Annotated in this window: 25 protein-coding genes; 7 read left to right on the top strand and 18 right to left on the bottom strand. The window is 62.4% G+C overall.

What is annotated here, in order from left to right; genetic code table 11:
• Position 1 precedes the first annotated feature (1 nt).
• From A9K65_RS20030 to A9K65_RS19985, 10 genes are all read right to left on the bottom strand, one after another.
• Positions 2-658, bottom strand: coding sequence for a DUF1629 domain-containing protein (locus A9K65_RS20030; protein ID WP_064994300.1), 657 nt, complete (start codon positions 656-658; stop codon positions 2-4).
• 64 nt (positions 659-722) lie between these two features.
• Positions 723-1,385, bottom strand: a complete 663-nt coding sequence (locus A9K65_RS20025) for a glutathione S-transferase family protein (RefSeq protein WP_064994299.1) — start codon at positions 1,383-1,385, stop codon at positions 723-725.
• A 50-nt stretch (positions 1,386-1,435) separates the two neighbouring features.
• A complete protein-coding gene (locus A9K65_RS20020) occupies positions 1,436-1,906 on the bottom strand; it encodes a hypothetical protein (protein WP_027163485.1) in 471 nt (156 codons plus the stop codon).
• Complete coding sequence (locus A9K65_RS20015; protein ID WP_064994298.1) at positions 1,896-2,801, bottom strand: aldose 1-epimerase family protein; 906 nt, start codon at positions 2,799-2,801, stop codon at positions 1,896-1,898. The genes A9K65_RS20020 and A9K65_RS20015 overlap by 11 nt, the downstream gene beginning before the upstream one ends.
• 175 nt (positions 2,802-2,976) lie before the next feature.
• On the bottom strand, positions 2,977-3,693 hold the full coding sequence (locus tag A9K65_RS20010; protein ID WP_013531512.1) for a Bax inhibitor-1/YccA family protein: 717 nt from the start codon (positions 3,691-3,693) through the stop codon (positions 2,977-2,979).
• A 23-nt stretch (positions 3,694-3,716) separates the two neighbouring features.
• Positions 3,717-4,490: an anti-sigma factor gene (locus A9K65_RS20005; RefSeq protein WP_013531511.1), complete on the bottom strand. Its 774-nt coding sequence runs from the start codon at positions 4,488-4,490 to the stop codon at positions 3,717-3,719.
• A complete protein-coding gene (locus A9K65_RS20000) occupies positions 4,487-5,002 on the bottom strand; it encodes a sigma-70 family RNA polymerase sigma factor (RefSeq protein WP_224674198.1) in 516 nt (171 codons plus the stop codon). The genes A9K65_RS20005 and A9K65_RS20000 overlap by 4 nt, the downstream gene beginning before the upstream one ends.
• Before the next feature lie 157 nt (positions 5,003-5,159).
• Positions 5,160-5,693, bottom strand: a complete 534-nt coding sequence (locus tag A9K65_RS19995) for a response regulator transcription factor (protein ID WP_024505205.1) — start codon at positions 5,691-5,693, stop codon at positions 5,160-5,162.
• On the bottom strand, positions 5,683-7,005 hold the full coding sequence (locus A9K65_RS19990; RefSeq protein ID WP_013531508.1) for an ATP-binding protein: 1,323 nt from the start codon (positions 7,003-7,005) through the stop codon (positions 5,683-5,685). The genes A9K65_RS19995 and A9K65_RS19990 overlap by 11 nt, the downstream gene beginning before the upstream one ends.
• Entirely contained in the window at positions 7,002-8,315 is a 1,314-nt protein-coding gene (locus A9K65_RS19985) for an MFS transporter (RefSeq protein ID WP_024505203.1), read from the bottom strand. Before A9K65_RS19985 ends, A9K65_RS19990 begins: the two co-directional genes overlap by 4 nt.
• 166 nt (positions 8,316-8,481) lie before the next feature.
• On the opposite strand from A9K65_RS19985, the gene cyoA reads away from it, so the two are divergent.
• The 7 genes from cyoA (at position 8,482) to mazG (ending at position 15,826) form a co-directional block, all read left to right on the top strand.
• Positions 8,482-9,651: a ubiquinol oxidase subunit II gene (cyoA, locus tag A9K65_RS19980; RefSeq protein WP_082827405.1), complete on the top strand. Its 1,170-nt coding sequence runs from the start codon at positions 8,482-8,484 to the stop codon at positions 9,649-9,651.
• A gap of 15 nt (positions 9,652-9,666) precedes the next feature.
• Positions 9,667-11,679 carry a cytochrome o ubiquinol oxidase subunit I gene (cyoB, locus tag A9K65_RS19975; RefSeq protein WP_024505201.1) on the top strand — a complete coding sequence of 671 codons (2,013 nt, stop codon included), beginning with the start codon at positions 9,667-9,669 and terminating at the stop codon, positions 11,677-11,679.
• Between the two features lie 5 nt (positions 11,680-11,684).
• On the top strand, positions 11,685-12,311 hold the full coding sequence (gene cyoC / locus A9K65_RS19970) for a cytochrome o ubiquinol oxidase subunit III (RefSeq protein WP_013531504.1): 627 nt from the start codon (positions 11,685-11,687) through the stop codon (positions 12,309-12,311).
• Positions 12,308-12,688 carry a cytochrome o ubiquinol oxidase subunit IV gene (gene cyoD / locus A9K65_RS19965; RefSeq protein ID WP_013531503.1) on the top strand — a complete coding sequence of 127 codons (381 nt, stop codon included), beginning with the start codon at positions 12,308-12,310 and terminating at the stop codon, positions 12,686-12,688. The genes cyoC and cyoD overlap by 4 nt, the downstream gene beginning before the upstream one ends.
• Before the next feature lie 96 nt (positions 12,689-12,784).
• Entirely contained in the window at positions 12,785-13,492 is a 708-nt protein-coding gene (locus A9K65_RS19960; RefSeq protein WP_032899651.1) for an SURF1 family protein, read from the top strand.
• Positions 13,493-13,736: 244 nt separating this feature from the next.
• A complete protein-coding gene (locus A9K65_RS19955; RefSeq protein ID WP_063172184.1) occupies positions 13,737-14,921 on the top strand; it encodes an amino acid aminotransferase in 1,185 nt (394 codons plus the stop codon).
• Between the two features lie 80 nt (positions 14,922-15,001).
• On the top strand, positions 15,002-15,826 hold the full coding sequence (gene mazG / locus A9K65_RS19950; RefSeq protein WP_064994297.1) for a nucleoside triphosphate pyrophosphohydrolase: 825 nt from the start codon (positions 15,002-15,004) through the stop codon (positions 15,824-15,826).
• Between the two features lie 62 nt (positions 15,827-15,888).
• Here the strand turns inward: mazG and hflX are convergent, their stop codons facing one another.
• The 8 genes from hflX to dusB all read right to left on the bottom strand — a co-directional run bounded on the left by hflX (position 15,889) and on the right by dusB (position 26,020).
• Complete coding sequence (hflX, locus tag A9K65_RS19945; RefSeq protein ID WP_013531499.1) at positions 15,889-17,280, bottom strand: GTPase HflX; 1,392 nt, start codon at positions 17,278-17,280, stop codon at positions 15,889-15,891.
• A complete protein-coding gene (hfq, locus tag A9K65_RS19940) occupies positions 17,281-17,526 on the bottom strand; it encodes an RNA chaperone Hfq (RefSeq protein ID WP_006202172.1) in 246 nt (81 codons plus the stop codon).
• Positions 17,527-17,671: 145 nt separating this feature from the next.
• Positions 17,672-18,535, bottom strand: coding sequence for a D-amino-acid transaminase (locus A9K65_RS19935; RefSeq protein ID WP_013531497.1), 864 nt, complete (start codon positions 18,533-18,535; stop codon positions 17,672-17,674).
• A 94-nt stretch (positions 18,536-18,629) separates the two neighbouring features.
• On the bottom strand, positions 18,630-19,991 hold the full coding sequence (locus A9K65_RS19930; protein ID WP_064994296.1) for a sigma-54 dependent transcriptional regulator: 1,362 nt from the start codon (positions 19,989-19,991) through the stop codon (positions 18,630-18,632).
• A complete protein-coding gene (locus A9K65_RS19925) occupies positions 19,981-22,266 on the bottom strand; it encodes a PAS domain-containing sensor histidine kinase (protein ID WP_064994295.1) in 2,286 nt (761 codons plus the stop codon). The genes A9K65_RS19930 and A9K65_RS19925 overlap by 11 nt, the downstream gene beginning before the upstream one ends.
• Positions 22,267-22,395: 129 nt before the next feature.
• Positions 22,396-23,856 (bottom strand): nitrogen regulation protein NR(I), encoded by a 1,461-nt coding sequence (ntrC, locus tag A9K65_RS19920; RefSeq protein WP_013531494.1) that lies wholly within the window; start codon positions 23,854-23,856, stop codon positions 22,396-22,398.
• Complete coding sequence (locus A9K65_RS19915) at positions 23,853-24,995, bottom strand: nitrogen regulation protein NR(II) (RefSeq protein WP_013531493.1); 1,143 nt, start codon at positions 24,993-24,995, stop codon at positions 23,853-23,855. The genes ntrC and A9K65_RS19915 overlap by 4 nt, the downstream gene beginning before the upstream one ends.
• On the bottom strand, positions 24,992-26,020 hold the full coding sequence (gene dusB / locus A9K65_RS19910) for a tRNA dihydrouridine synthase DusB (protein ID WP_064994294.1): 1,029 nt from the start codon (positions 26,018-26,020) through the stop codon (positions 24,992-24,994). The genes A9K65_RS19915 and dusB overlap by 4 nt, the downstream gene beginning before the upstream one ends.
• Between the last annotated feature and the right edge of the window lie 128 nt (positions 26,021-26,148).

The following is a 26,148-nucleotide window of genomic DNA, read 5'->3' as shown; positions in this document are numbered from 1 at the left end:
GTCAAAATCCCGCTCTTCGCCGCAGAGCGGCCCAAAAGCGCGTGAGCGAGCTTGCGGTTGAAATGCCCTTTTTGATACCTGGGTATTCGATCCTGCCTCGTCCGACCGGCTCGTCGCTCCAGACCAGGTTGAAAGCAATGCCCTTGAGCCCAAGCTCCCCGATCCGGCGTACGATCGTCTCCTGCAGATAAATATCGGATATTCGCACCCCGTCGGCACGCTCGGGCAGCTTGAATATCTCGGTACCGCCGATTGCGTCCGCTCGAAGGACGAGGCTTTCGATCACCATGATGCCGCCATCGTCAAAGCGAACGATCTTTGAACGTTCCTCGTCCAGCGCATCGATCACGGTGGTGACATTGAAGAGCGATATTGGCTCGTCAGCAGGAAGCGGCAGGAATTCACCGTACGGTTCGAGGGTTGGCCGAAGCAATTTCGACGCCCTCGCCCGCAGGATGAGCACATGCTCGCCAAGCCATGGAAAATCTGAATATTGCCGGAGCGTACCGTCGTCGTGTTCGCGCAGGATCTCCATCCTGGGCGGATGCCATTGTGTCTGCTTCCGGCCGCAGAGCGTCGAAAACAGCTGGTAGTCGTCCGCCTGCCGAGGAAGGACCCATTCCTGTCCTTCGATCACGCTCAGGACATAGATGTTCATCCGGTCCCCCGCACATCATCGCCTTGTTAGGTTCGGCCTGCTGCGCTGCTCTTCGCGCGCGTTCTCACCGCTGGTCCGCGACGGCCATTTGCGGCACCGGCGGCAATTCGGGTGCATCCATCCCTTTGAAAGGGTCACGCCAGGCGTCGATGTCTTCAAGTCGACGGTACCAGCGGCTGACAGAGGGATAATCGTCGAGCGGCAGTCTGGCGGCGTCGTTGAACGGTAGGAAGGTCGCTATTCGAAAATCGGCATAGGAAACCGAATTGCCGACCAGCCACTGCCGCTCGGCAAGCACGGCGTCGAGTATTGCCGCAGCCGTATGGAATTGGTTCAGGCCCTCCTCCACCCGCTTCTGATCGATCGGGCCGATGCCGTACCGCTGTTTCGTCCCACGTTCGAAATGCACCGTGTCGCAAGCGAGTGCGAAGTGCTCCTTGCCCCAGCTGAGCCACCGGATCATCTCAGGTTCGTCATCGCCGGTGCGCCAGAAATCCGAATGCGCGTGGCGCGACAGCCTGCAGGCTATGGCGTCTGCCTCCCAGAGGCTCTTTCCCTCATCATCCACAAGGATGGGCAGTGAGAGGTTGGGATTTAACCGGCGAAATTTCTCCATTTGCCCGGCAGCGAATGGCGAGGCGAATTCGAAGTCCAGTTTCGTTTCGAGATAGCGTGCGACCGCGACCGCCAATCGAGGATTGGGATTGCGGCTGAAGTACAGCTTCATTGGGCACCGACGATCTGGGCGACCACGCAATAGTCGATCATGAGCAGCCTCTATGCAGCTTCGAAGTCAGCCCAAGCGCCCATGTATCCCAATGGATTGGGCTCGCCTTTCATCATCGTTTTTCGCCAAGCTTCCTGCTCGGCATTCATCAGAGCCAATTCCCAAACACAGGCAATAACAGGTCTCTTAACCGTGTCCATCGGTTCGGTTGCGGAATACAGCTTCCGATAGATGTGCTGACAAAGCACCGAACCCTGTATCCACCAGTGAGCTAAGATGGACACACCGAGCTCACCAGGATGAATGATCACAAAGCCCATGCCATTCTCGTCACCCTCGTCCGCCACACGCGGCAGAACCTCCTGTCGCACGAATGACTGCGCCAGAGTCGCCATGGGTTCGTCGATCTTTTTGTTGTCTGCGACGAGACCATAGACTTTGAGCTTGAGACCACCAATGTCCCATTGGCCCAAATTTGAAACACCACGTGGATGGTAGATCTCGATCGTTTCAGAATTCACTGAGCGCACTCCAATTGGCTATTGGCAGCAGACGTACCCGATAGCTCATCACGCGACTTGCACCCGGCGCGATCAGCATCAGGCCTGGTTTGTCGACAAAATCACCATCGAAATCCACCGGGCTTGCAAGGCCGTGCCAGGGTTCGATGCACAGGAACGGCGCGCCGCCCGGCTTTGACCAGACGCCCAACTCCCGAACCCCTTGCCAGGACATCTCGATCGCCGGGCCACGCTCGGCGGCATAACGCACGCTGGAGCTGGCGGGCTGGTCTATAATCACCGCGTCCTCGTCGAACAACCGCTCGGAGAGCGGGAGTATGTTGCCTTCGACAGGCGTCGGCTGCGGCGTTTTCAGCAGCAGTCCGTCCTTAAGGCGGCGGATCGGCGCCGGCTCATCATCGGCAAAGATCAGCCGGTAGTCCGTCTTGGCCTGATCCGGCTGCAAGGGCCAATTGAATGCCGGGTGCGCCCCGATCGATGCCGGCAGGAGCTCATCACCAGTGTTGGTGATGTCGAAAGTCACATCAAGCTGCTGGCGGACCAGCGTGTAGGTCACTTCAAGCCGAAAGGCGAACGGATAGCGCGCCCGGGTGTCGACATCGTCGGTGAGCACCAGCGTGCAGGATCGCGGTCCCTTCCGCGCCCAGGCAAACGACTTGTCGCGCGCGAACCCGTGCTGCGTCATTGGATAGGTCCGGCCGCGATGGCGCAGATGATCGCCCGCCAGCCGCCCTACGATCGGGAACAGCACCGGCGAGTGACGCCGCCATTCCGGCCCCGCCTGCCACAGGAATTCGAATCCGTGCGCATCTTGCAGCGAAATCAGTTCGGCGCCCTGCGCAACGATGGTCGCCGAGATACCGTCGCCATGAAGCGTTTGGCTGTCCTGTGCCACATTTCCTCGCGGGTCGTTGTTGAAGGCCGGCGCGGTGGGCAGACTAGCAAAAGCGCTTCGGGACTCAAGGTGCAGCCTGGTTCTGCAGGAACGAATTGTGGCCGGAGGATCTCCCTCCGGCCACCTCTCCGCATCAAGAGCAATAACCCTCGCTCTTGCCCACAGCGGATAGTCGTTATTCGCGTTCGCCGGTGAAATTCAGCAGCAGCTGGAAGATGTTGATGAAGTTCAGATAGAGCGAGAAGGCGCCGAAGACGGCAAGTTTCTGGCGCGATTCCGCGTCGAAATTCTCGGCATACTGTTCCTTGATCGTCTGCGTGTCCCAGGCGGTCAGGCCGATGAACACGGCGATGCCGATCACCGAGATGGCGAACTGCAGCGCGGTCGAGCCGAGGAAGATGTTGACGATGCTGGCGATCACCACGCCGATCAGGCCCATGATCAGGAACGACGAGAACTGGGTCAGGTCGCGCTTTGTCGTGTAGCCGTACAGGCTGGTGGCGCCGAACATGGTGGCTGCGATGAAGAAGGTGCGCGCGATGCTGGTTCCGGTGAACACCAGAAACACGGAGGCGAGCGAGAGGCCCATGACCGCGCAGAAGGCCCAGAACATCGCCTGGGCATTCGCCGCGGACATGGTCTGCATCTTGAACGAGAACAGCATGACGAAGGCGAGCGGTGCCAGCATCACCACCCATTTCAGCGGGCTGGAGAAGATCGGCACGTAGAGCGCCGGCGTCGATGAGATCATGAAGGCGACGAGGCCGGTGACCACCAGGCCGACACCCATGTAGTTGTAGACGCGCAGCATATGCTGGCGCAGGCCCTCGTCGAAGACGGCTCCGGTTTGGGCGCCGGCGGCGACGCGATATCCCAGATTGGGGGTGTTCATTTGCGTTCTCCTTTGTGGATCGATCAGTAGAGCGTCTTGGCGAGCGTCTCTGCGGCGCGGTCGAGGTCGTGGACCTCGCTTCGTCCGACCACCGCATAAGCCACATCGCCGATCTGGAAATAGGCCGATGAGATGTCGCCCGAGGGCGCGATCGTCGGCTTGACGACGTCGAAGGTTCCAGGCCGGATCGCAAACAGCGACACCAGCCCCATGTCTTTCGTCTCGACCGCCATCTCGACGCTCGGACCAAAGCGGGACGGATAGATCTGCACGTCGCGGACCTTCCAATCCTTGGGCAGCGACGGCATGACGATGGCGGTCGCGGCGCGAATCTCGCCGGCGTTGTAGTTGGGCGCCTCGGGCTGCGACGGCATGCTCTCGCGCACCAGCGTGGTCCTGTGGGCCCGCACTGCGTCGTCGACATAGGCGGGCGGCTGCGGCGAGGCGACGACCTTGGTCACCGACATCGGCCCGATGATACCGTTCGCCAGCCACCCGGCGGCGACGAAGACAGCAACCACCGCGGCGCGCTGCAGCACACCGAAGATGCGGCCGCGGGCAAGCCCCCTCTCCAGCCGCCGCGCGGCATCGGCGGTCGCGGGCCGTGCCATGCCTTTGGAGCCGGCAAGCGCCACGCGCAGTTCATCGCGGGTCCTGAGATCCGACATCACGCGCGCCGCCGCCTCCGGGCGAGCGGACAAGAATGCCTCCACCTCGATGCGGCGGGTGACGTCGATCTGGTCGTCGACATAGGCGTCGAGGTCGATATCCGTCACGGGATCGACAGTTGCGGTCATGAAGGGCCTCCAACGATCCTGAGGTGGTTTTTTGCCTTCGCCGGCTCCTCCATCTCGCGCAGTGCGGCGCGCGCCCTGCCGATGCGCGACATCAGCGTGCCGAGCGGCACGCCGCTGGCATCGGCGGCCTGCTGGTAGGAGAGGCCTTCGATGGCGACGAGGTGCAGCGCTGAACGCTGTTCTTCGGGCAGGCTGAAAAAAGCCTGGCGCACCTGCGCCAGGCGCACCGAATGTTCCTGTGGTGCCGGCGTGCTGCCGTCGGCCAGGTATCCAGCCTGTTCGACGCGCGACGCCTCGGACTTGCGGGACCGCATCCTGTCGATGAAGGTGTTGTGGACGATCGACAGCAGCCACGCGCGCAGGTTTCCGCCGGAGCGGAAGGTGCTGCGCCGCTCATAAGCGCGCACCAGCGCGTCATGGACAAGGTCCTCGGCGTCGGTGCTGTCGCGCGTCAGCGAGCGCGCATAGCGGCGCAGCGAACCGAGCTGTCCTATGATGTCAAAGCGTGGCATCGGCGGTTTCATGTCCTGTTTACGGAGCATGTGGGGATTTTAATCCCTGCCCTGCCAATTTTTTCCTTTGGAGGACATCGTTCGAATGCAACGATTGTTGCCGGCATCAATCTTATCATCGGCATCGCCACGATGTGCCATGCCCGGTGGATCGTGCCTACTTCACACGCCTCTTCTCCAGCTTCCGCGCCAGCGTCCGGCGGTGCATGCCGAGCCGTCGTGCCGTCTCGGAAATGTTGAAGTCGGCTTCCACCAGCGTCTCGTGGATGCGCTCCCATTCGAGGTTCTTTATCGAGGTTGGCCGCTCGGCGAGCGGCACCGAAGCATTGCCCTCGACCTGGCCGAAAGCCGCTTCAATGTCGTCTGTATTGGCGGGCTTGGCGAGATACTGGCAGGCGCCGAGCTTGATCGCCTCGACAGCGGTGGCGATGCTGGCAAAGCCGGTCAACACGACGATCCGCATTTCAGGATCGTGTTCGTGCAGCGCCCTGACGCACTCAAGGCCCGAGCCGCTGGCAAGCTTGAGATCGACGACGGCATATTGGAAGGCAACGGTGCCGATCAGCGCCTGCACGCCGTCGACGCTCCGGCAGCTATGCGTTTCGTAATCACGCCGTTCGAAAGACCGGCGCAGTGCGTTGGCAAAGGCGATGTCGTCCTCGACGATCAGCAGCGTGCGTTTAGTCGGCATTGTGCCCTCGCGGAGACAGAGCAGCCAGCGGCAGATGCAACGTAACCGAAGCTCCCCCCTCGGTTCTGTTTCTTACGGTGACGCTGCCCCCCAGCTTGCGGATGACATTGACGACCAGAAACAGGCCGAGCCCGCTACCTGGCCGGTTCTTGGTCGACGTGTAGGGCTTGCCGAATTCAGCAAGCATGGCTTCTTCAAATCCCGGTCCCGCGTCGACAACTTCGATGATGAGATCGTCCGCGTGGCGGCTGACGATCAAACCGACCCATAGAGGCGACGCTTCAAGTGCGTTGTCCAGTACATTGAACATCACCTGTTTGAGCGCGGGATCGGAGACGATCTCCTGGTTGGCGCCGAAACGCCTGGTGTATTCGAAACCTTGCGGCAGCCGTGTCGACTTCCATTCGGCCACCAGCTCCGCCAGAAAGGCATCGACGGAGGTGCGAACCGTGCCTTCGCCGCGCAATTCGCCCGACGACATCAGGATTCCCGAAACGATCTTCTTGCAACGGTCCAACTGGCCCTGCATCTCCCGGATTTCCTGCGCCAGATCCGGATCGGCCTCGAGAACCGGCATGCGCTGCCAGTCGTTGAGGATGACGGAAAGCGTAGCCAGCGGCGTGCCGAGCTCATGCGCGGCGCCAGAGGCGAGCAGGCCCATCCTGACGATGTGAGCCTCCTCCGCCGATTGCTGGCGCAAATCCGCAAGATGAGCGTCGCGGGTGCGAATGTTGTTCTGGACCCTGGTGATGAACAGCACCAGAAGCGTTGCCGCCAGGACGAAACAGATGAACATGCCCTGAATGTGCAGGCTGAACAGCCCGGCACCGTGTGCGGCGGGCAGGCTGATCTCACGGTAGAAGGTGGTCAGCGCGATGAAGCACGTGCTTGCAATGAGGACAAGCGCCCAGACCGACCATGTCTCCAGCAGTACCGCGCCCAGGATGACCTGGAGCAGGTAAAGCGAAATGAAGGGATTGGACGCGCCGCCGCTCAGGTAAAGCTGGACCGTCAACGCGGTGACGTCGAGCAGCAGTCCAAGAAACAGCTCGGTGTTGGTGATCGCGTCCTGGCTGCTGTGCCGGCGCAGGCTGGCGACGTTGAGAGCGATCAGCAGCAGGATCACCACTGCCATCGGCACCAGCGGCAGGCCGATGCCAAGCGCGTAGCGGACGAACAGGATCGTCACGATCTGACCGCCGACGGCGATCCAGCGCAGTTGGATCAGAAGCAGGAAATTCTGCTTGTTGGTCTTGTCGTGCAGCGTCATTGGGCCGGGAGGTCCCCAGCCCTGGCCAAGCAGGTCACTCAAGCGGGAGTCCGATCCAGGCGCTGGTTGAGCCGCAGCGCCAGCAGCGTGCATAGCGCTCCCGACAGCAGATAGGCACCGGACGAGATCAGCCCGAAATGGGCGGACAGGAACAGGGCGACAATGGGGGCGAAGCCGGCGCCGAACAGCCAGGCGAGATCCGAGGTCAGCGCAGCACCTGTATAGCGGTAGTTCTTTGAAAAATTCGAGGCGAGTGCTCCCGAAGACTGGCCGAACGACAGGCCGAGCAGGACGAAGCCCAACACCATGAAGACGGACTCTCCGACGAAGCCGCCATCGAGCAGCTGTGGCGCGAAACCGCTGAACACGGCAATGGCCACCGCCGAGCCTCCAAGCAATGGCCAGCGCCCGACCCGGTCGGCAACGACGCCCGAGATCGCGATTGCCGCCAGGCCGAAGAAGGCTCCGATCGTCTCGATGACCAGGAACCGTGCGGGTCCCTCGCGCGTAAACAGGAATATCCAGGACAGAGGAAACACCGTCACCATGTGGAACAGGGCGAAGCTCGCCAGCGGCGCGAAAGCGCCGAGCACGACAGTGCGCCCTTCGGCGCGCAACGTCTCGCGGACGGAAGTCGGCTCCAGTTCCTGGCCTTCGAACAGTTTGGTGTATTCCGGCGTCACCACGATGCGCAGCCGCGCGAACAGGGCGACGACGTTGATGGCGAAGGCGACGAAGAACGGGTAGCGCCAACCCCAGCTGAAGAAGTCTTCAGCCGACAGGTTGCCGACGAAATATGCAAACAGGGCACTGGCGACGATGAGCCCGAGTGGCGCGCCCAGCTGCGGGATCATCGCATACCAGCCGCGACGCTTTTCGGGGGCATTCAACGCCAGCAGCGAGGCAAGTCCGTCCCATGTCCCGCCCAGCGCCAGTCCCTGACCGATCCGGAACATGGCCAGCAGCCAGGCCGAAGCCGGGCCGATCTGGTCGTAACCGGGCACGAAGGCGATCGACACGGTCGAGGTCCCCAGCAGGAACAGCGCGATGGTGAGCTTGGCGCTGCGTCCGTAGGCGCGGTCGAGCGCGGTGAAGATCGCCGTCCCGATCGGCCGCGCGATGAAGGCAAGCGCGAAGATGGCGAAGGAGTAGAGCGTGCCGGTCAACGGGTCGGCATATGGAAATACGAGCTTGGGGAAAACGATGACGGAAGCGATCGCGTAGACGAAGAAGTCGAAGAATTCCGACGTCCTGCCGATGATGACGCCAACGGCGATTTCGCCGGGCTTCACCTCATGATGCCGCGCATTGATCCGTCTTGCGTCGGCTTCGATCTTCGAAGTTGGGCTCACAGCATTCTCCGTCGCCCCGCCGCGGTCTCATACGATCGCTTGCCATGTGCGCGGGCCAGATGCTTTGATGACGCCTGCCGCGTCATTGCGGCATTGGACAAATTGTCCAATGCCTTCATCGCCGCGGTACGGTTAGCACTGGGGGGAACAACCGACAGGTCATACATTGAGCCGTCTTCGTACCCTTTTCCTGCTGCCCCTGCTGGCATCGCTCGGCTCCTGCAGCATGGTCGTCCTGAACCCTGCCGGCGACGTCGCCGAGCAGCAGCGCGACCTGCTGATGGTGTCCACGGCACTGATGCTGATCGTCATCATACCGGTGATGGCTCTCACCATATTCTTTGCCTGGCGATACCGCCAGTCCAACCGCGAGGCGCGCTACGAGCCGGATTGGGACCACTCGACCCATCTCGAACTCGTCATTTGGGCTGTGCCGCTTCTGATCATCATCTGCCTGGGCGCGGTGACCTGGATGGGCACCCATCTGCTCGACCCCTATCGTCCGATCGGACGTGTAGCGGCCGGCAAGCCGCTGCCGCCGGACGTGCGCCCGCTTGAGGTCGAAGTCGTCGCGCTCGACTGGAAATGGCTGTTCATCTATCCGGAATACGGCGTCGCCGTGGTCAACGAACTGGCTGCGCCGGTCGACCGGCCGATCAGCTTTCGCATCACCTCCGCATCGGTGATGAACTCCTTCTACATTCCAGCACTGGCCGGCCAGATCTATGCGATGCCGGGTATGGAAACCAGGCTGCACGCCGTCATCAACAAGTCCGGCGACTATGAAGGGTTCTCTGCCAATTACAGCGGCGCCGGCTTCTCGGGAATGCGCTTCGCGTTCCACGGCCTCGACGATGCCGGTTTCCAGGCATGGATCGCGAAGGCAAAGGACAGCGGCGGCAAGCTCGACCGAAACGGCTATCTGGAGCTCGAACAGCCCAGCGAGAACCAACCCGTGCGCCACTATGCGACGGTGGATAGCGATCTCTACAAGGCGATCCTCAATATGTGCGTCGAGCCCGGCAAGATGTGCATGAGCGAGATGTCGCAGATCGATGCCAAGGGCGGTCTGGGAATGGCCGGCATCCGCAACACGCTTCCGCTGCTGTACGACAAGTTCGCCCGGCGCGGCACGATATTCGGCCCTGCCCCATCCTATGTCGCCAGCATATGCACGACCGAAGAAGCACTGGCCGCTTCGAAGGCTGATCAATCCGCCACGCCGATGACCTCGACGCCGATAGTCGGCGCTGGTCTGCAACGGCCACTGCCCCTGTCGATCCGACTGCCGTCACCTTCCGCAACCGGCACGCTTCGGTCGCCCTTCAACTCCTGAGGCGCCACGCAAGACATGTTCGACAATCCTGCTCTTCTCAAGGCGATCTTCGGCCGGCTTACGCTCGAGTCGCTGCCGCTGCACGAGCCCATCGTGGTCGCGACCTTCATAGTCGTCGCGCTGGGCGGCATCGCCCTCGTCGGCGCGCTGACCTATTTCAAGCTCTGGGGCTATCTGTGGCGCGAATGGTTCACCAGCGTCGACCACAAGCGCATCGGTGTGATGTACATGGTGCTCGGCATCGTCATGCTGCTGCGCGGCTTCAGCGACGCCATCATGATGCGGCTCCAGCAGGCGATGGCCTTCGGCGGTTCGGAAGGCTATCTCAATTCGCATCATTATGACCAGATCTTCACCGCGCACGGCGTCATCATGATCTTCTTCGTGGCGATGCCGCTGGTGACGGGCCTGATGAATTTCGTCGTCCCGCTGCAGATCGGCGCGCGCGACGTGTCGTTTCCGTTCCTCAACAATTTCAGCTTCTGGATGACGGTCGGCGGCGCGGTCATCGTCATGATGTCGCTGTTCGTCGGCGAATTCGCGCGCACCGGCTGGCTCGCCTACCCGCCGCTGTCGGGTATCGGCTACAGTCCCGATGTCGGTGTCGATTATTATATCTGGGCGCTGCAAGTGGCGGGCGTAGGCACGCTGCTGTCGGGCGTGAACCTGGTCTGCACCATCGTCAAGATGCGCGCGCCTGGCATGACCATGATGAGAATGCCGATCTTCACCTGGACCGCGCTCTGCACAAATGTGCTCATCGTCGCCGCCTTCCCGGTGCTGACGGCGGTGCTGGCCCTGCTGGCTCTCGACCGCTATGTCGGCACCAACTTCTTCACGAACGACTTCGGCGGCAATCCGATGATGTACGTGAACCTGATCTGGATCTGGGGCCACCCCGAGGTCTACATCCTGATCCTGCCGGCCTTCGGCATATTTTCCGAAGTGACCTCGGCCTTCTGCGGCAAGCGGCTCTTTGGCTACACCTCGATGGTCTACGCCACCATCGTCATCACCATCCTGTCCTATCTCGTCTGGCTGCATCACTTTTTCACCATGGGGTCGGGAGCGAGCGTCAACTCGTTCTTCGGCATCACCACGATGATCATTTCGATCCCGACAGGCGCCAAGATATTCAACTGGCTGTTCACCATGTACCGCGGCCGCATCCGCTTCGAACTGCCGATGATGTGGACAGTCGCCTTCATGCTGACCTTCACTGTCGGCGGCATGACCGGCGTGCTGCTCGCGGTTCCGCCGGCCGACTTCGTGCTCCACAACAGCCTGTTCCTGGTCGCGCATTTCCACAACGTCATCATCGGCGGCGTGCTGTTCGGCCTGTTTGCCGGTATCAGCTACTGGTTCCCCAAGGCATTCGGCTTCCGGCTCGATCCGTTCTGGGGAAAGATGTCCTTCTGGTTCTGGGTGGTCGGCTTCTGGTTCGCCTTCATGCCGCTGTACATCCTCGGCCTGATGGGCGTAACGCGCCGGCTACGCACCTTCGAGGATCCCTCGCTGCAGATCTGGTTCATCATCGCCGCTTTTGGCGCCTTCCTGATCCTGCTTGGTATCCTGTCCTTCCTCATCCAGATCTTCGTCAGCGTGCGCCGGCGCGAGCAGCTTCGCGACGACACCGGTGATCCGTGGGACGGGCGTACACTCGAATGGGCAACCTCGTCGCCGCCCCCGGCCTACAATTTCGCCTTTACGCCGGTCGTCCACGATCTCGACACCTGGGCGGACATGAAGAATCGCGGTTACCAGCGTCCGTTGACGGGCTTCCACGACATCCACATGCCGCGCAACACCGGAGCCGGCGTCATTCTGGCTGGGTTGAGCGTGGTGCTTGCCGTGGCGCTCATCTGGTACATCTGGTGGCTGGCGATCGTCAGCTTCGTTGCTCTGATCGGCTACGCCATCGCGCATACCTTCAATTACGACCGGGACTTCCACATTCCGTCCAGCGACGTCACCCGCGTCGAGGACGAGCGGACACGCCTGCTCGCAGCCACCAGCCAGGCGGGATGAGCACCATGGCACACGCCGACACGGTGATCGACGACACGATCTTCCACCTGGAAGACGACCACGGCCATGCCGAGAGCGGCAGCAGCACCATGCTCGGCTTCTGGATCTACCTGATGAGCGACTGCCTCATCTTTGCGATGCTGTTTGCAGTCTACGGCGTGCTCGGTGGCAACTACGCCGCCGGGCCCGCGCCGAAGGACCTGTTCGATCTTCCGCTGGTCGCGCTCAACACCACCATGCTGCTCCTGTCCTCCATCACCTACGGCTTCGCGATGCTGGAGATGGCGAAAGGGCGAGTGAGGCCGATGCAGGTGTGGCTGGTGATCACCGGCCTGTTCGGCCTCGCCTTTCTCGGCATCGAACTCTACGAATTCGCCCATTTCATTCACGAGGGGGCGACGCCGCAGCGCAGCGGCTTTCTTTCGTCGTTCTTCACGCTGGTCGGAACACATGGCCTGCACGTCACCTTCGGCCTGGTCTGGCTGGTGGTGCTGATGGTGCAGGTCTCCAGGCATGGGCTGATCGCCGCGAACCAGCGGCGCCTGATGTGCCTGAGCATGTTCTGGCACTTCCTCGACGTCATCTGGATCGGCGTCTTCACCTTCGTTTATCTGATGGGAATGTTGCGATGAGCGCCGGGCACCAAACAGACACCAGCAACCACAGCCACGCGCATCACGGCGTCAATCACGGCTCGCTGGCCGGCTATCTGACAGGCTTCGGCCTGTCCGTCGTGCTGACCGCCGTTCCCTTCTGGCTGGTCATGACCAACGCGCTCGGCAATCAGATGGCGTCGGCGATTGCCATCATGGCCTTCGCCGTCGTGCAAATCATCGTCCACATGGTGTTCTTCCTGCATATGAACACCAGGTCGGAGAGCGGCTGGACCATGATGGCGCTGATCTTCACCCTCATCCTGGTGATGATCGCGCTGACGGGCTCGCTCTGGGTCATGTACCATCTGAACGTCAACATGATGCCCGGCCATGACATGAGTCAGATACCCTGAGAGCGGGACCTGGCTTTGGACGAACAGGCGCGGACGACACCGCATCCGACTACAGGCGACGGCCAAAGGGTTACGCGTTCGAGATGGACGCTATTGATGCTTTGCCTTTGCGGAGCCATCGGCATCGCAGGGTTCTCGGCGCTCGGTATCTGGCAGCTGGAGCGCCGCGTCTGGAAGCTCGACCTGATCGAGCGTGTCGATCAGCGTCTCAAGGCAGTACCGGTGGCCGCCCCGGCGCCTTCGGCCTGGCCAGCGATCAACGCCAGGGATGACGAGTATCGCCGCCTCGTCGTCACGGGCCGGTTTCTCGGTGATCGCGAGACCCTGGTCCAGGCGGTCACCGATCTCGGCGGTGGCTTCTGGGTAATGGCGCCGTTCCGAGCGGATGATGGCTTCACGATTCTGGTGAACAGGGGCTTCGTGCCGACGGACAAGCGCGATCCGGCAACCCGCTTCGCAGGCAAGCCCTCGGGCGATCACACCGGAATTCACGGCCTGTTGCGCATCAGCGAACCGAAAGGCGGCTTCCTGCGCACCAACGATCCGGCTGCCAACCGCTGGTATTCGCGCGATGTACAGGCGATCGCCGCCAAGCAAGGCGTCGGGCAGGTCGCTCCTTATTTCATCGATGCCGATGCCACGCCCAATCCGGGAGGGTGGCCGGTCGGCGGCCTGACGGTCGTTTCGTTCCACAACAACCATCTGGTCTATGCCCTGACATGGTTCGGGCTGGCCTTGATGGTGCTGGGCGCGGTCGCCTGTCTGTTGCGGCAGGCTGTGAAAGACAGGCCCGGCGGGGGCTGACCGCTGGCCGAGGCAAAGCCGAAATTACACACGGAAGCGCTCATGCCGGCGCAGAGGATGGCGTGATCGCTCTGCTCGTGCCGGCTGGTCATTTCCGACGCGCATCAATGGGTTTCCCCTCAACCCTTATCCATGAGCGCGCAGGGCAGGCTTCCCAGCCGTCTCGGGCTGGAGCACCTAGCTAAAACCGCTGGCGAAACGCGACCGATTTGCGTATCACTCCGCCGCCATTGGAGCCCTATCGATGTTTGAGACCCTGCAGCCCGCCCCCGCCGACAAGATCCTCGCCCTGATCGGCCTTTATCGCGCCGACCCGCGTCCCGACAAAGTCGACCTCGGCGTCGGCGTCTACAAGGATCGCGACGGCAAGACGCCGGTTATGCGCGCCGTGCGCGAGGCGGAAAAGCGCCTGCTGCAGGCCCAGGACACCAAGACCTATCTCGGCCTTGCCGGCGATACCGGCTTCAACACGGTGATGGCCAAGCTCGCCTTCGGTCCGGGCGCCGACATGACGCGCATCCGCGCCGCACAGGCGCCTGGCGGCTCCGGCGCGCTGCGGCTGGTGGCGGAATTGCTGAAGCGGACGCGTTCGGACGCAACCATCTGGCTGTCGGACCCGACCTGGCCGAACCACATGCCGGTGATGCGCGCCGCCGGCCTGCAGATCCGTGAATACCCGTATTTCGACGCCGCGTCGGGTGCTGTTCGCTTCGACGACATGCTGGCGGCCCTGCGGACCGCAAAGAGCGGCGACGTCGTGCTGCTGCATGGCTGCTGCCACAACCCAACCGGCGCCAATCTGGATGCGGCACAGTGGGCAGCCGTTACCGATCTGGTCGTCGAGCGCGCGCTGCTGCCGTTCGTCGACATCGCTTATCAGGGCTTTGGCGATGGCCTTGAGGCCGACGCCCTCGGCTTGCGCCTGCTGGCGGCGAAAGTTCCGGAAATGGTCGTCGCGTCGAGCTGTTCGAAGAATTTCGCCGTCTACCGCGACCGCGTCGGCGCAGCAATGATCCTGGCCAAGGACGGCGCACAGGCAGATGTGGCGATGAGCCAGATGCTGTCGGCGGCGCGCGCCATGTATTCGATGCCGCCGGACCACGGGGCAGCAGCCGTACGCATCGTGCTGGAGGACGCCGCCTTGCGTGCAGACTGGGAAGCCGAGCTTGAAGAGATGCGGCTGCGCATGCTGAGACTCCGTGTCCAGTTCGCCGAAGCCCTGCGCCGGCAATCCAATTCCGACCGCTTCGATTTCGTCGCCAGCCATCGCGGCATGTTCTCCCGCCTTGGCCTCACCGAAGCGCAAGTCGAACGGCTGCGCGCCGAGCACGGCGTCTACATGGTCGGCGACAGCCGCATCAATGTCGCCGGCCTGCCCGAGGACGGCATGGACGACCTCGCCAAAGCGATCGTTTCTGTGCTCGACTGACGTGGCTCGCCTGTGGACAAGGCACTCTCGCCGGCTGACAGCGTTGGCCGCGCGGCCGGCCGCGCGATAGCATCAGCCCTATGACGCCATCGAAAGACATTTCGCGCCTGATCGAGATCATGGCGGCGCTGCGGGCGCCGAAGACCGGCTGTCCCTGGGATATCGAACAGGATTTCTCGACCATCGCGCCCTACACGATCGAAGAGGCCTATGAGGTCGCGGATGCCATCGCGCGCGGCGACCTCGACGATCTGCGCGACGAACTCGGCGATCTGCTGCTGCAGGTCGTCTACCACGCGCAAATGGCCGAGGAGGCCGACGAGTTTGCCTTCCCCGATGTGGTGCAAGCCATCACGACGAAAATGATCCGACGCCATCCGCATGTCTTCGGCGACGAAAAGGCCCGCAGCGCCGGCATGGCCAAGGGCATGTGGGAAAAGATCAAGGCAGAAGAGAAGGCAGAGAAACGAAGCGCCCGCCTCGCGCGCGGTCTCGATCCCGAAGACAATGGCAAGGGGTTTCTGGATAGCGTGCCGGTCGCCCTGCCCGCGCTGACCCGGGCGCTGAAACTTCAGGAGAAGGCCGCCCGCGTCGGCTTCGACTGGAGCGAGGCAGCACCCATCCTCGACAAGATCGAGGAAGAGATCGGCGAATTGCGCGAGGCGCTGGCCAAGGGCGACACCGCCTCGATCAAGGACGAGTTCGGCGACATGCTGTTTGCCGTCGTCAATCTCGGTCGCCACCTCAAGCTCGATTCGGAAGCAGCGCTGAGCGGCACCAACGAGAAATTCCGCTCACGTTTCCATTATGTCGAGCAGGCTTTGGAGAAAGCCGGCAACACGCTGGACAAGGCTGATCTGGCCGAGATGGAAGCGCTCTGGCAGGAAGCAAAGACCGCGAAGTAGTCTCTCTTTTCGGGCAACTCCCGACGGAAACCGCTATACACTTTTCCTGGAACTGCTCCGGATTATCCGTTGTTTTTACGACGCAATCTGTTTTCGATCTCTTCGCGCGCGCTTTGCGTGGCCTTCAGCGAGATGGTGGCGCTGCCGTCGTCATTGTCGCTTCGCGAAACCACATCGCCATTGCGGTAAAGCCAGTCGACAAGGCCGAACTGTGCTGGCTCGATCGTCACGGTGAGGTCTTCGAGTTCGCCCGCCATCCGCGTTTCGATGATCGCCTTCAGCGCATCGATGCCCTCGCCGGTCACCGCCGACACCGCAATCGGCGGCGCCTTGTTGGCATCGGCGCCGTCTGCAAGCAGCCGGGTCCGGTTGCCTTCGTCGAGCCGGTCGATCTTGTTCCACACTTCGATCACCCGCTTGGCATCACCAGCGTCAACGCCAAGATCTGCAAGGATACGCTCGACATCCTCGGCCTGGGCGGCCGTGTCCGGATCGGAAATGTCGCGCAGATGAAGCACGAGGTCGGCCTCGACCACCTCTTCCAGGGTGGCGCGGAAAGCCGCGATCAGATGTGTCGGCAGGTCCGAAATGAAGCCGACCGTGTCGGAGAGGATGATCGGCGTGCCATGTGGCAGGCGCACGCGGCGCAGCGTCGGGTCGAGCGTGGCGAACAGCATGTCCTGTGCCAGCACATCCGCCCCGGTCAGCCGGTTGAACAGCGTCGACTTGCCGGCATTGGTGTAGCCGACGATCGCCACCACCGGGAACGGCACCTTCCTGCGCTTGGCGCGGTGCAGGTCGCGCGTGCGCCGCACCGTTTCCAGCTCTTGCTTCAGCTTGATGATCTTTTCCTGCAACTGCCGCCGGTCGGATTCGATCTGTGTTTCGCCGGGGCCCCCAAGGAATCCGGCGCCGCCGCGCTGGCGCTCCAAATGGGTCCAGCTGCGCACGAGGCGGCCCTTCTGGTAGTTGAGATGGGCGAGCTCGACCTGCAGCGTGCCTTCCTTGGTGCGCGCGCGCTCGCCAAAGATTTCGAGGATCAGCCCGGTGCGGTCCAGCACCTTGGCGTTCAGCTCTTTCTCTAGATTGCGCTGCTGCACCGGGGTCAGCGGATGGTCGACGACGACCACTTCCGCATGTCCCTCTTTGACGATTTCCGCGAACTCGGCGACCTTGCCGCTGCCGAGCAGCGTCGCCGGGCGCGGATCGTTGACGGTCACCACCGCGGTGTGAATCAGATCAAGGTTGATGGCGCGGGCAAGGCCAACGGCCTCGTCGTGGCGCGCATCAGCCGAACGCATCAGCCGCGGGCGGTTGGTCTCGTCGTCGTTGCGCTGGTGGCGGGTAAGGACGGGCACAATGACCACGGCCCGGGTCGGGCCCTTGGCCTCAGTCCCGGGGTGATGCGCTGGTTTCCCGCGAACGGTGGCGTCCGCGTCTTTCTCACGTGCCAATCAGGCGCCCTGGCTTTCCTCGCCATCGAACATCTGAACCGGCTGGCTCGGCATGATCGTGGAAATGGCGTGCTTGTAGACGAGCTGGGAGTGACCATCGCGGCGCAGCAGGACACAGAAATTGTCGAACGAAGTGACCACGCCGGTCAGCTTCACGCCGTTGATGAGGAAGATGGTGAGCGGGTTCTTGCTCTTGCGAACTGAATTCAGGAACAGGTCCTGAAGGTTTTGCGATCGTTCCGCCATTGTTCTTGTCTTTCGCCGATCCCCTTCGGTTTGCAAGCCAATGCGCCAAATTAACGGGCGCATGTCAAGCTCGCAAACACCGTCTTGTCGTCAGTAACGACAAGCAGAACGAGATATATTGATGTTCATTCCACCTGTGCGGTTATCAGGCTGGACTTTTTTCCGCAATGTCAAAAAAGGCTTGCCGCAACGAAAGTGTTATTGAGCCGGGGTGCCCATTGGCGACCGTGTCGCCATCGATGGTCACCACCGGCATGGCGATCGTCGTTGCGGAACTGATGAACGCCTCGCGTGCCGTCTTGGCCTCGGCGACGGAAAAGCCGCGCTCCTCGATCTTCAGGCCAAGCTTGGCCGCCACTTCGAACATGGTCGTGCGGGTGATGCCGCGCAGGATGCCATGCTCGGCCGGCCTGGTGACCAGGACGCCGTCCCGGGTGACGATCCAGGCATTGGACGAGCCGCCTTCTTTTACGTTGCCTTCATCGTCGACGAACCAGGCTTCCTGCGCACCGGCTTCCTTGGCCTTCTGCTTGGCCAATACATTGGGCAGCAGCCCGACGGTCTTGATGTCGACGCGATCCCAGCGGTTCTCCGGCACGGTGATGACGGCGATGCCGGTCTCGGCTCGCTTCGCTCCAGCGGCAGGGTCAGCCTTCCTGGCGGTTACCACCAGCGAAGGCTTGGTGTCGGCGGAAGGGAAGACGAAGTCGCGGCTGGCCACGCCGCGCGTCACCTGCACGTAGACCAGGCCATTGGCGACGTGGTTGCGATTGACCACCTCACGCAGAATGAGCGGCAGCACGTGAGAGGTGACCGGCCAGGCGATCGACAATTCGGTCAGCGAACGGTTCAGCCGGGCCAGGTGGCGCGGCATGTCGACGATGAAGCCACGCGCCACTTCGCAGACCTCATAGACACCGTCGGCGAACTGATAGCCGCGATCCTCGATATGCACGGCAGCGTCGGCGTGCGTGACATAGCGCCCGTTGACATAGGCAATGCGCGGCATTGGCGACCCCTCAGAAATTCTCGGGCTTTCTTATGCGATTCCACCGCGGGCGTAACCGGCAAATGGTTGGACCACGCGCGGCGGCTGGACGCGCTCAGACGCCCAGGGACTTCAGCTTGCGATGCAGAGCGGAGCGCTCCATGCCGATGAACTCGGCGGTCTTCGAGATGTTGCCGCCGAACCGGTTGATCTGGGCGATCAGGTAATCCTTCTCGAACTGCTCACGCGCTTCGCGGAGCGGCAGCGCCATGATGTGTTGGTCGGATTGATTCGGGGTGCGCGGCATGACATCGCCGATCTCGGCCGGCAACAGATCAGCGGTGATCGGCGCATCGACGTCGTCGCCGCGCGCCAGGATCATCAGGCGCTCGACATTGTTGCGCAGCTGGCGAACGTTGCCTGGCCAGTTGTGAGCCTGCAGAACGGCCAGCGCGTCGTCGCCGATACGGCGCGGCTTGATGCCGGCTTGGCGGGCGATCTGCTTCATGAAATTGTCGACGAGGTAGGGAATATCCTCGCGCCGCTCGGCAAGTCCCGGCACAATGACCGGAACCACCGCCAGGCGATGGTAAAGATCCTCGCGAAAACGCCCGTCGGCAATCATCGCTTCGAGGTTCTGCGACGTGGAGGAGATGATGCGGACATCGACCTTGACCCGCTTGGTGCCCCCTACCCGCTCGAACTGCTGCTCGACGAGAACGCGCAGGATCTTGTTCTGCGTCTCGCGCGGCATGTCGGCCACCTCGTCGATGTAGAGGATGCCGCGATGGGCCTCCTCCAGCGCGCCGACCTTGCGCTCGACGCCATTCGATTCGGTGCCGAACAGCTCGATCTCCATGCGCTCGGGTGTGATGTTGGCGGCGCTCAGCGTCACGAAAGGTGCGCTCTTGCGCGCCGACAGCGTGTGGATGGCGCGCGCGGCCAGTTCCTTGCCCGAGCCTGACGGTCCGATGATCATCACGCGGCTGTTGGTCGGCGCGACGCGTTCGATGGTCTGACGCAACTGGCTCATCGCCGACGACATGCCGATCAGATCGAAGGTTTCGCCGCTGCGCAGCTTGAGGTCGGAAACCTCGCGCCGCAATTTCGAGGTCTCGAGCGCACGTTCGGCAATAAGGATCAGCCTGTCGGCCTTGAACGGTTTTTCGATGAAGTCATAGGCGCCGCGACGGATGGCGGAGACCGCCGTTTCGATGTTGCCGTGGCCGGAAATCATCACCACCGGCAAGGTCGGATGCATCGTCTTGACCTCGTCGAGCAGCGCCAGCCCGTCGAGACGCGAGCCCTGCAGCCAGATGTCGAGGAAAATCAGCCGCGGCGCGCGATCAGCTATAGCAGCGAGCGCACTGTCGGCATCGAATGCGGTGCGGGTTTCGTGACCTTCGTCGCTCAGTATGCCCGCGACGAGTTCACGGATGTCTTCCTCGTCATCGACGATGAGAATATCAGACGCCATTACCGACCTTTTCAGTTTCTCTTTCGTTTTCCGCCCTGCTTTCGCCGCGCGGAGCCGTTGCGGCCGCAGGCGGCAGGATGATGCTGATCATCGCGCCGCGCCCATCGTGGAAGTCCGCTGGAGCATCGTGTAGTTCCAGCCTGCCACCATGGTCCTCCACGATCTTCTTGACGATAGCGAGGCCAAGCCCGGTGCCCTTCTCGCGTGTGGTCATGTAGGGCTCGAGCAGCCGTTGGCGATTCTCGCGCGGCAGGCCTTTGCCATTGTCGATGACGTCGATTCGAATCGCACCATTCTGGCGCCCGGCCTGAATCCGGATTATGCCGTGCGAACCGTCCTTCTGTTCCAATCCGTCGATGGCTTCGGCAGCGTTCTTGATCACATTGCCGAAAGCCTGCGCCATCAGCCGGCTGTCGAACGTGCCCTTCAGCGGCTCGTTGCCGAACACGCGCTCGAAAGTGATGTCGGCGCGGCTGACCTCGACCAGGAACGAGGCCTCGCGCAGCGATTCGCGCAGATCTATGGCCTTCATCTCGGGCTTCGGCATGCGCGCGAAAGCCGAGAATTCGTCGACCATGCGGCCGATATCCTCGACCTGCCGGATGATGGTGTCGGTGCACTGGTCGAAAACCTCGCGGTCCTCGGTAATCACCTTGCCATAGCGGCGCTTGATGCGTTCGGCCGAGAGCTGGATCGGCGTCAGCGGGTTCTTGATCTCGTGGGCGATACGCCGCGCCACATCCGCCCAAGCCGACGAGCGCTGCGCCTGGACCAGGTCGGTGATGTCGTCAACCGTCACGACATAGGACTTTTCCTCCGAGCCGTCATCGCCGGCCTCGATGGTGATCTGAACGTTGAAGGTCCGCTCGGCGCCGGCGCGGTAGAAGGTCACCTGCTCGCGATAGACGGGTTTGCCGGACTTGCGGCCGATTTCGAAGACGCGGCCGACATGCGGCAGCACGGCGGAAAGGTTCTGCCCAAGGGCTGCGCTGGCGGATATGGCCAGCATCGCTTCGGCCGAGCGGTTGACGATGGTGACGATGCCGTAGGGATCGACGCCGATGACGCCGGCAGTAACGCCGGCAAGCACGGCTTCGGAGAAGCGTCGCCTCTCGTCGATCAGGTCCTTGGCCGACAGGATCTCGTTGCGCTGCGATTTCAGTTCGAGAAGCATCTTGTTGAACGTATCGCCGAGCGAGGCGACATCGCCATCCGAAGGCCTGACCGGAACCGCGACGTCGAGATTGCCGGTCGCCACTTCGTCGGCGGCGCCGATGAGCTGGCGAATGGGCCGCACCAGACGGTCGGCGACCGCAATGCCGGTCCAGATCGCGGACAGGATGATGATGAGGGTGAGCGAAAGATAGGGCAGCGCGAAGGCCACCTGCGAGGTGCGGCGGTTGTCTTCCAGCCCCCGATATTCATCGGTGTTGGACCTGACGATCTGCCGCGCCTTGATGACCTCCGGATCGACGAGGCGAATGGTATAGAGATATAGCCCTTCGATCTCGCGCAGCTTGACGATGGCGCCCATGATGTTGCGCGTTTTCGGCTCGATCAGCACCGGCTTGCCGTCGGCAGCGCTGGCCACGGCGCCTTCCGGCGGCTCAGGCATGGCAAAATCCGTGTCGGTCTTGGCGCTCATGACGAAAGAGCCGTCAGGTTTGATCAGCGCCGCATGAGCCAGCGAACGGCCCACGGCTTCCTTGTTCATCAGGTCGAGAAAGCCGGTACGATCAAGGCCGTAGAGTGTGCGTGACGCATCGAGATCATAGGCCATGGACAGTGTCGTACCCTGCAGGTTGCGGGCATTTTCCTGAACATAGGCGTCGGCGATCGACAGCGACGAATTGACGATCGTCTTGGTGCGGATCTCGAACCAGCGGTCGAGGCCGATGTCGAGCGTGATCGACGCGATGATGGCCACCATGATGGCCGGAATGGCGGCAACCAGGGCGAACATGGCGACAATGCGCACATGCAGCCGCGAAGCGGCCTTGCCATGCCGGCGCGCCATCAGGATGCGGTGCACCTCACGCCCGACCAGCGCGATAAGAATCAGGACGAAAGCCGCGTTGAGGGCAATCAACGCCAGCGTCGTCGACTCGTTCGGTGTGATCGGCGTGGCGCCAACGAGGATGGTGAACGAGATCGCCGCCGTCATCAGGGCGCCGACGACCGCGATCACGCCTGGCAGCGCAAGCAGCCGGCGCCCGTCACGAGCGCCGGGTTCGCTGAAAAGCGGTTGGTTTGTTGTCGGTGCCTGCGGGGCCATGTCGCCGTCTAGTGCCATGATTGCGTCGGATGTATGCAACGCATTGTGGCGATTATGCAACAAGTGTGACCGAGACGGAAATCTTTCGCGAGCCGATCCCCTGAAAAGAGCGCGGGCTCAGATCAAGGCTCAGCCCTGGCGCGACGATTTGTAGACGTTGACGCCGAGTTCGCGAATCTTCTTGCGCAGCGTGTTGCGGTTCAAGCCAAGCAGTTCCGCGGCCTTGATCTGGTTGCCGCGGGTTGCCGTCATCGAGGCCAGGACGAGTGGAAACTCGACCTCGGACAGGATGCGTTGATAAAGCCCGGCAGGTGGCAAATCGCCGGCAAACGAGGCGAAATAGCGTTGCAGGAAGTGCTCGACCGCCTGGCCGATCGACAAATCGTCGGGAATGAGGTTGCCGCCACCCGGCACCACGGGACGTTCGCCGGTCTTGAGCTCGGCCTCAATGACCTCGGCGGAAATCTCGTCCTGCGAATAGAGCGCGGCGAGCCTGCGAACCAGGTTTTCCAGTTCGCGCACATTGCCCGGCCACGGATAGCGCTTCATCAACTCGATGCCGCCTGACGAAATGCGCTTGGTCTGCAGGCCTTCCATTTCGCCGAGCTTGAAGAAGTGGCGGACAAGGTCGGGCACATCCTCGGAGCGCTCACGCAGCGCGGGCAGCCGGAGCGGCACCACGTTGAGGCGATAGAACAGATCCTCGCGAAAAAGCCCCTGGTTGATCAGGGTGCGCAGATCCTTGTTGGTGGCGGCGACGATGCGCACGTCGGTCTTGATCGGCGTGCGTCCGCCAACCGTCGTGTATTCGCCCTGTTGGAGGACGCGCAGCAGCCGCGTCTGCGCTTCCATCGGCATGTCGCCGATTTCATCGAGGAACAGCGTGCCGCCTTCAGCCTGCTCGAAGCGTCCGGTCGAGCGATTCTGCGCGCCGGTGAAGGCGCCCTTCTCGTGACCGAACAGTTCCGATTCGATCAGGTCGCGCGGGATCGCCGCCATGTTGATGGCGACGAAGGGGCCGCCACGGCGGCGGCCATATTCATGCAGCGCGCGCGCCACCAGTTCCTTGCCGGTGCCGGATTCGCCCGAGATCATCACCGTCAGGTCGGTCTGCATCATGCGCGCCAGCATGCGGTAGATGTCCTGCATGGCGGCCGAACGGCCGACCAGCGGCATTGCATCGGGCTGCTCTTCCGGCCGCGCATCGATCTTCGGCCGTCGCGGCTCGGAAAGCGCCCGGTTGACGATGTTGAGCAGTTCGGTCAGGTCGAACGGCTTGGGCAGATACTCATAGGCGCCGGTTTCAGACGCGCGGATCGCCGTCATGAAGGTGTTCTGGGCGCTCATGACGATGACCGGCAGTTCCGGCCTCGCCTTCTTGATGCGCGGCAGCATGTCGAAGGCGTTCTCGTCCGGCATCACCACATCGGTGATGACCAGATCGCCCTCGCCCGCCGCCACCCAGCGCCACAAAGTCGAAGCATTGGAGGTGACGCGCACCTCGTGGCCGACGCGCGAAAGCGCCTGGTTGAGGACAGTGCGGATCGCCGCATCGTCGTCGGCGACGAGAATATTGCCGCGAACGGTCATTTGCGGTCTCCTTCACCGTCTTCATCGGCGCCGTATGGCGCTTCTTTCCAGGCCGGCATCAGGATGCGGAATGTGGTCCCGCGCGGCGTCGATTCGCATTCGATGATGCCGCCATGTTCGCCGACGATTTTGGCGACCAGCGCCAGCCCCAGCCCCGAGCCGTTCGGCTTGGTGGTGATGAACGGGTCGAACAGGATCGGCAGGATATCTTCCGAGACGCCGGAACCATTGTCACGCACGCAAAATTCCAGCGGCAGCGACACGCGGTCCTGCGTGCCCGGAACGGAAACACGGATGCCTGGCCGGAAGGCGGTCGACAGCACGATCTCGCCCTGCGGGTCACTGCCGATCGCCTCGGCGGCGTTCTTGACCAGGTTGAGGAACACCTGGATCAACTGGTCGCGGTTGGCAAACACCGGAGGCAACGAAGGATCATAGTCCTCCAATATCTTGATTCTCTTGGCAAAACCGTTCTTGGCAATGGCCTTCACATGGTCGAGCACGACATGGATGTTGACGGGGTAGCGGTCGATCGGCCGCTCGTCGGAAAACACCTCCATGCGATCGACCAGCGACACGATGCGGTCGGTCTCGTCGGTGATCAGCCGCGTCAGCGCACGGTCTTCGTCGGAAGCCGACAGTTCCAGCAACTGGGCAGCGCCGCGGATGCCGGAGAGCGGGTTCTTGATCTCATGGGCAAGCATCGCCGCCAAGCCGGTGACCGAGCGCGCCGCACCGCGATGCGTCATCTGCCGGTCGATCTTGTCGGCCATCGACCGTTCCTGGAACATAACCACCACCGAGCCCGGAAATTCCGGTACCGGCGCGACATAGAGATCGACGACCTTCTCGATGCCGAGACGCGGCGACGACACGTCGACGCGATACTCGTTGACCGGTGCCAGGCGCTCGCGCACCTGGTCGACCAGCGTCAGCAGCGGGCTGCCGAAGGGAATGAGTTTTGACAGCGTGTTGCGTGCGAGCATGGTCGCGCTTGAACGAAAGAAGTCCTCCGCGTCGGCGTTGGCAAAGGTGATGAAGCCTTCCTCGCTGATCATGATCACCGGGCGGCGGATGGTGTTGAGTACGATCTGGGCGGCATCCGCCATTTCAGCGCCTTGGCCGGCGGCGGCGTTCATGCGGCACTCCGCAGGGTCAAAGGTTGCGGATCGCACGAAAACACATCGCGCAGCAAGGCAATGACGCGCGCGGGCTCGAATGCGGTCAGTATGGCCTTTCGGCTGTCGTCGGCGACGCCGCCGGCATGCCGATCAAGATACCAGCCAAGATGCTTGCGCGCCTGGCGCAGGCCGCTTTCGGCGCCGTAGAGCGCCAGCATATCCTCATAGTGGGCCACGATGTAGTCGGCGAGCGCCGTCGGGTTCTGTGGAATATTTGGCGTCGCTTCGCCTGTCGCTGCGGCCGCAATGCCACCTGCGATCCAGGGCGCGCCATAATGGGCACGGCCAATCATCACGGCGTCGGCACCCGATTGATCGAGAATGTCGGCCGCTTCCGCCGGCGAAGAGACGTCACCATTGGCGACGACCGGGATGGACACGGCTTCCTTGATGCGGGCGATGGCGCGCCAGTCGGCCTTGCCCTGATAGAACTGGCAGCGCGTTCGGCCGTGCACGGTCACCATGCTGACACCGGCCTGCTCGGCGCGGCGCGCCAGCATCGGCGCGTTGAGCGCGCCTTCGTCCCAGCCAAGCCGCATCTTGACCGTCACTGGCACCTCGACCGCGCCGACAACGGCGTCGATCAGCGACAGTGCGTGGTCGAGATCCAGCATCAATGCCGAACCAGCGTAGCCGCCAGTGACCTTCTTGGCCGGGCATCCCATGTTGATGTCGACAATGTCGGCGCCCTCGCCGGCGGCGATTCTGGCACCTTCGGCCATGTGCACCGCCTCGCGGCCGGCAAGCTGAACCATATGGACGGGCAGGCCGGAGTGGCGTATGCGCAGGTTGAAACCGGCCCTGCCCTTGGCGAGCTCGCCGCTGGCAACCATTTCGGACACGACCAGGCCCGCGCCATGCGCGTGGGCACGCTGCCGGAACGGCTCGTCCGTAATGCCCGACATCGGCGCGAGGAACACGCGATTGCGGAGTTTCACGCCGCCGACGTTAAGCGGCGCGGCCAATTTGGTCAAATTAACCATGCACAAAAACCAAGCATCTTCATTCGTTGCACATTCTCTAGCCATATCGGCCGCAATGTGCAACGCGGAATGACGCCACATTAAGGCGCAATTGGGAAAATGCTGGCCTTCGGGATTGGGTGTGGCCA

Source organism: Mesorhizobium sp. WSM1497 (assembly GCF_001672455.2).
Taxonomy (GTDB): Bacteria; Pseudomonadota; Alphaproteobacteria; order Rhizobiales; family Rhizobiaceae; genus Mesorhizobium; species Mesorhizobium ciceri.
This window is presented reverse-complemented; position numbering and strand designations above follow the sequence as displayed.

Excerpts from the sequence above, each read along its gene's own strand:
- A9K65_RS20030 (WP_064994300.1), bottom strand. The coding sequence starts at position 658 with ATGAACATCTATGTCCTGAGCGTGATCGAAGGACAGGAATGGGTCCTT.
- A9K65_RS20025 (WP_064994299.1), bottom strand. The coding sequence starts at position 1,385 with ATGAAGCTGTACTTCAGCCGCAATCCCAATCCTCGATTGGCGGTCGCG.
- A9K65_RS20010 (WP_013531512.1), bottom strand. The coding sequence starts at position 3,693 with ATGAACACCCCCAATCTGGGATATCGCGTCGCCGCCGGCGCCCAAACC.
- A9K65_RS20005 (WP_013531511.1), bottom strand. The coding sequence starts at position 4,490 with ATGACCGCAACTGTCGATCCCGTGACGGATATCGACCTCGACGCCTAT.
- A9K65_RS20000 (WP_224674198.1), bottom strand. The coding sequence starts at position 5,002 with ATGCCACGCTTTGACATCATAGGACAGCTCGGTTCGCTGCGCCGCTAT.
- A9K65_RS19995 (WP_024505205.1), bottom strand. The coding sequence starts at position 5,693 with ATGCCGACTAAACGCACGCTGCTGATCGTCGAGGACGACATCGCCTTT.
- cyoB (WP_024505201.1), top strand. The coding sequence starts at position 9,667 with ATGTTCGACAATCCTGCTCTTCTCAAGGCGATCTTCGGCCGGCTTACG.
- cyoC (WP_013531504.1), top strand. The coding sequence starts at position 11,685 with ATGGCACACGCCGACACGGTGATCGACGACACGATCTTCCACCTGGAA.
- cyoD (WP_013531503.1), top strand. The coding sequence starts at position 12,308 with ATGAGCGCCGGGCACCAAACAGACACCAGCAACCACAGCCACGCGCAT.
- A9K65_RS19960 (WP_032899651.1), top strand. The coding sequence starts at position 12,785 with ATGCTTTGCCTTTGCGGAGCCATCGGCATCGCAGGGTTCTCGGCGCTC.
- A9K65_RS19955 (WP_063172184.1), top strand. The coding sequence starts at position 13,737 with ATGTTTGAGACCCTGCAGCCCGCCCCCGCCGACAAGATCCTCGCCCTG.
- mazG (WP_064994297.1), top strand. The coding sequence starts at position 15,002 with ATGACGCCATCGAAAGACATTTCGCGCCTGATCGAGATCATGGCGGCG.
- hfq (WP_006202172.1), bottom strand. The coding sequence starts at position 17,526 with ATGGCGGAACGATCGCAAAACCTTCAGGACCTGTTCCTGAATTCAGTT.
- A9K65_RS19935 (WP_013531497.1), bottom strand. The coding sequence starts at position 18,535 with ATGCCGCGCATTGCCTATGTCAACGGGCGCTATGTCACGCACGCCGAC.
- A9K65_RS19930 (WP_064994296.1), bottom strand. The coding sequence starts at position 19,991 with ATGGCGTCTGATATTCTCATCGTCGATGACGAGGAAGACATCCGTGAA.
- A9K65_RS19925 (WP_064994295.1), bottom strand. The coding sequence starts at position 22,266 with ATGGCCCCGCAGGCACCGACAACAAACCAACCGCTTTTCAGCGAACCC.
- ntrC (WP_013531494.1), bottom strand. The coding sequence starts at position 23,856 with ATGACCGTTCGCGGCAATATTCTCGTCGCCGACGACGATGCGGCGATC.
- A9K65_RS19915 (WP_013531493.1), bottom strand. The coding sequence starts at position 24,995 with ATGAACGCCGCCGCCGGCCAAGGCGCTGAAATGGCGGATGCCGCCCAG.
- dusB (WP_064994294.1), bottom strand. The coding sequence starts at position 26,020 with ATGGTTAATTTGACCAAATTGGCCGCGCCGCTTAACGTCGGCGGCGTG.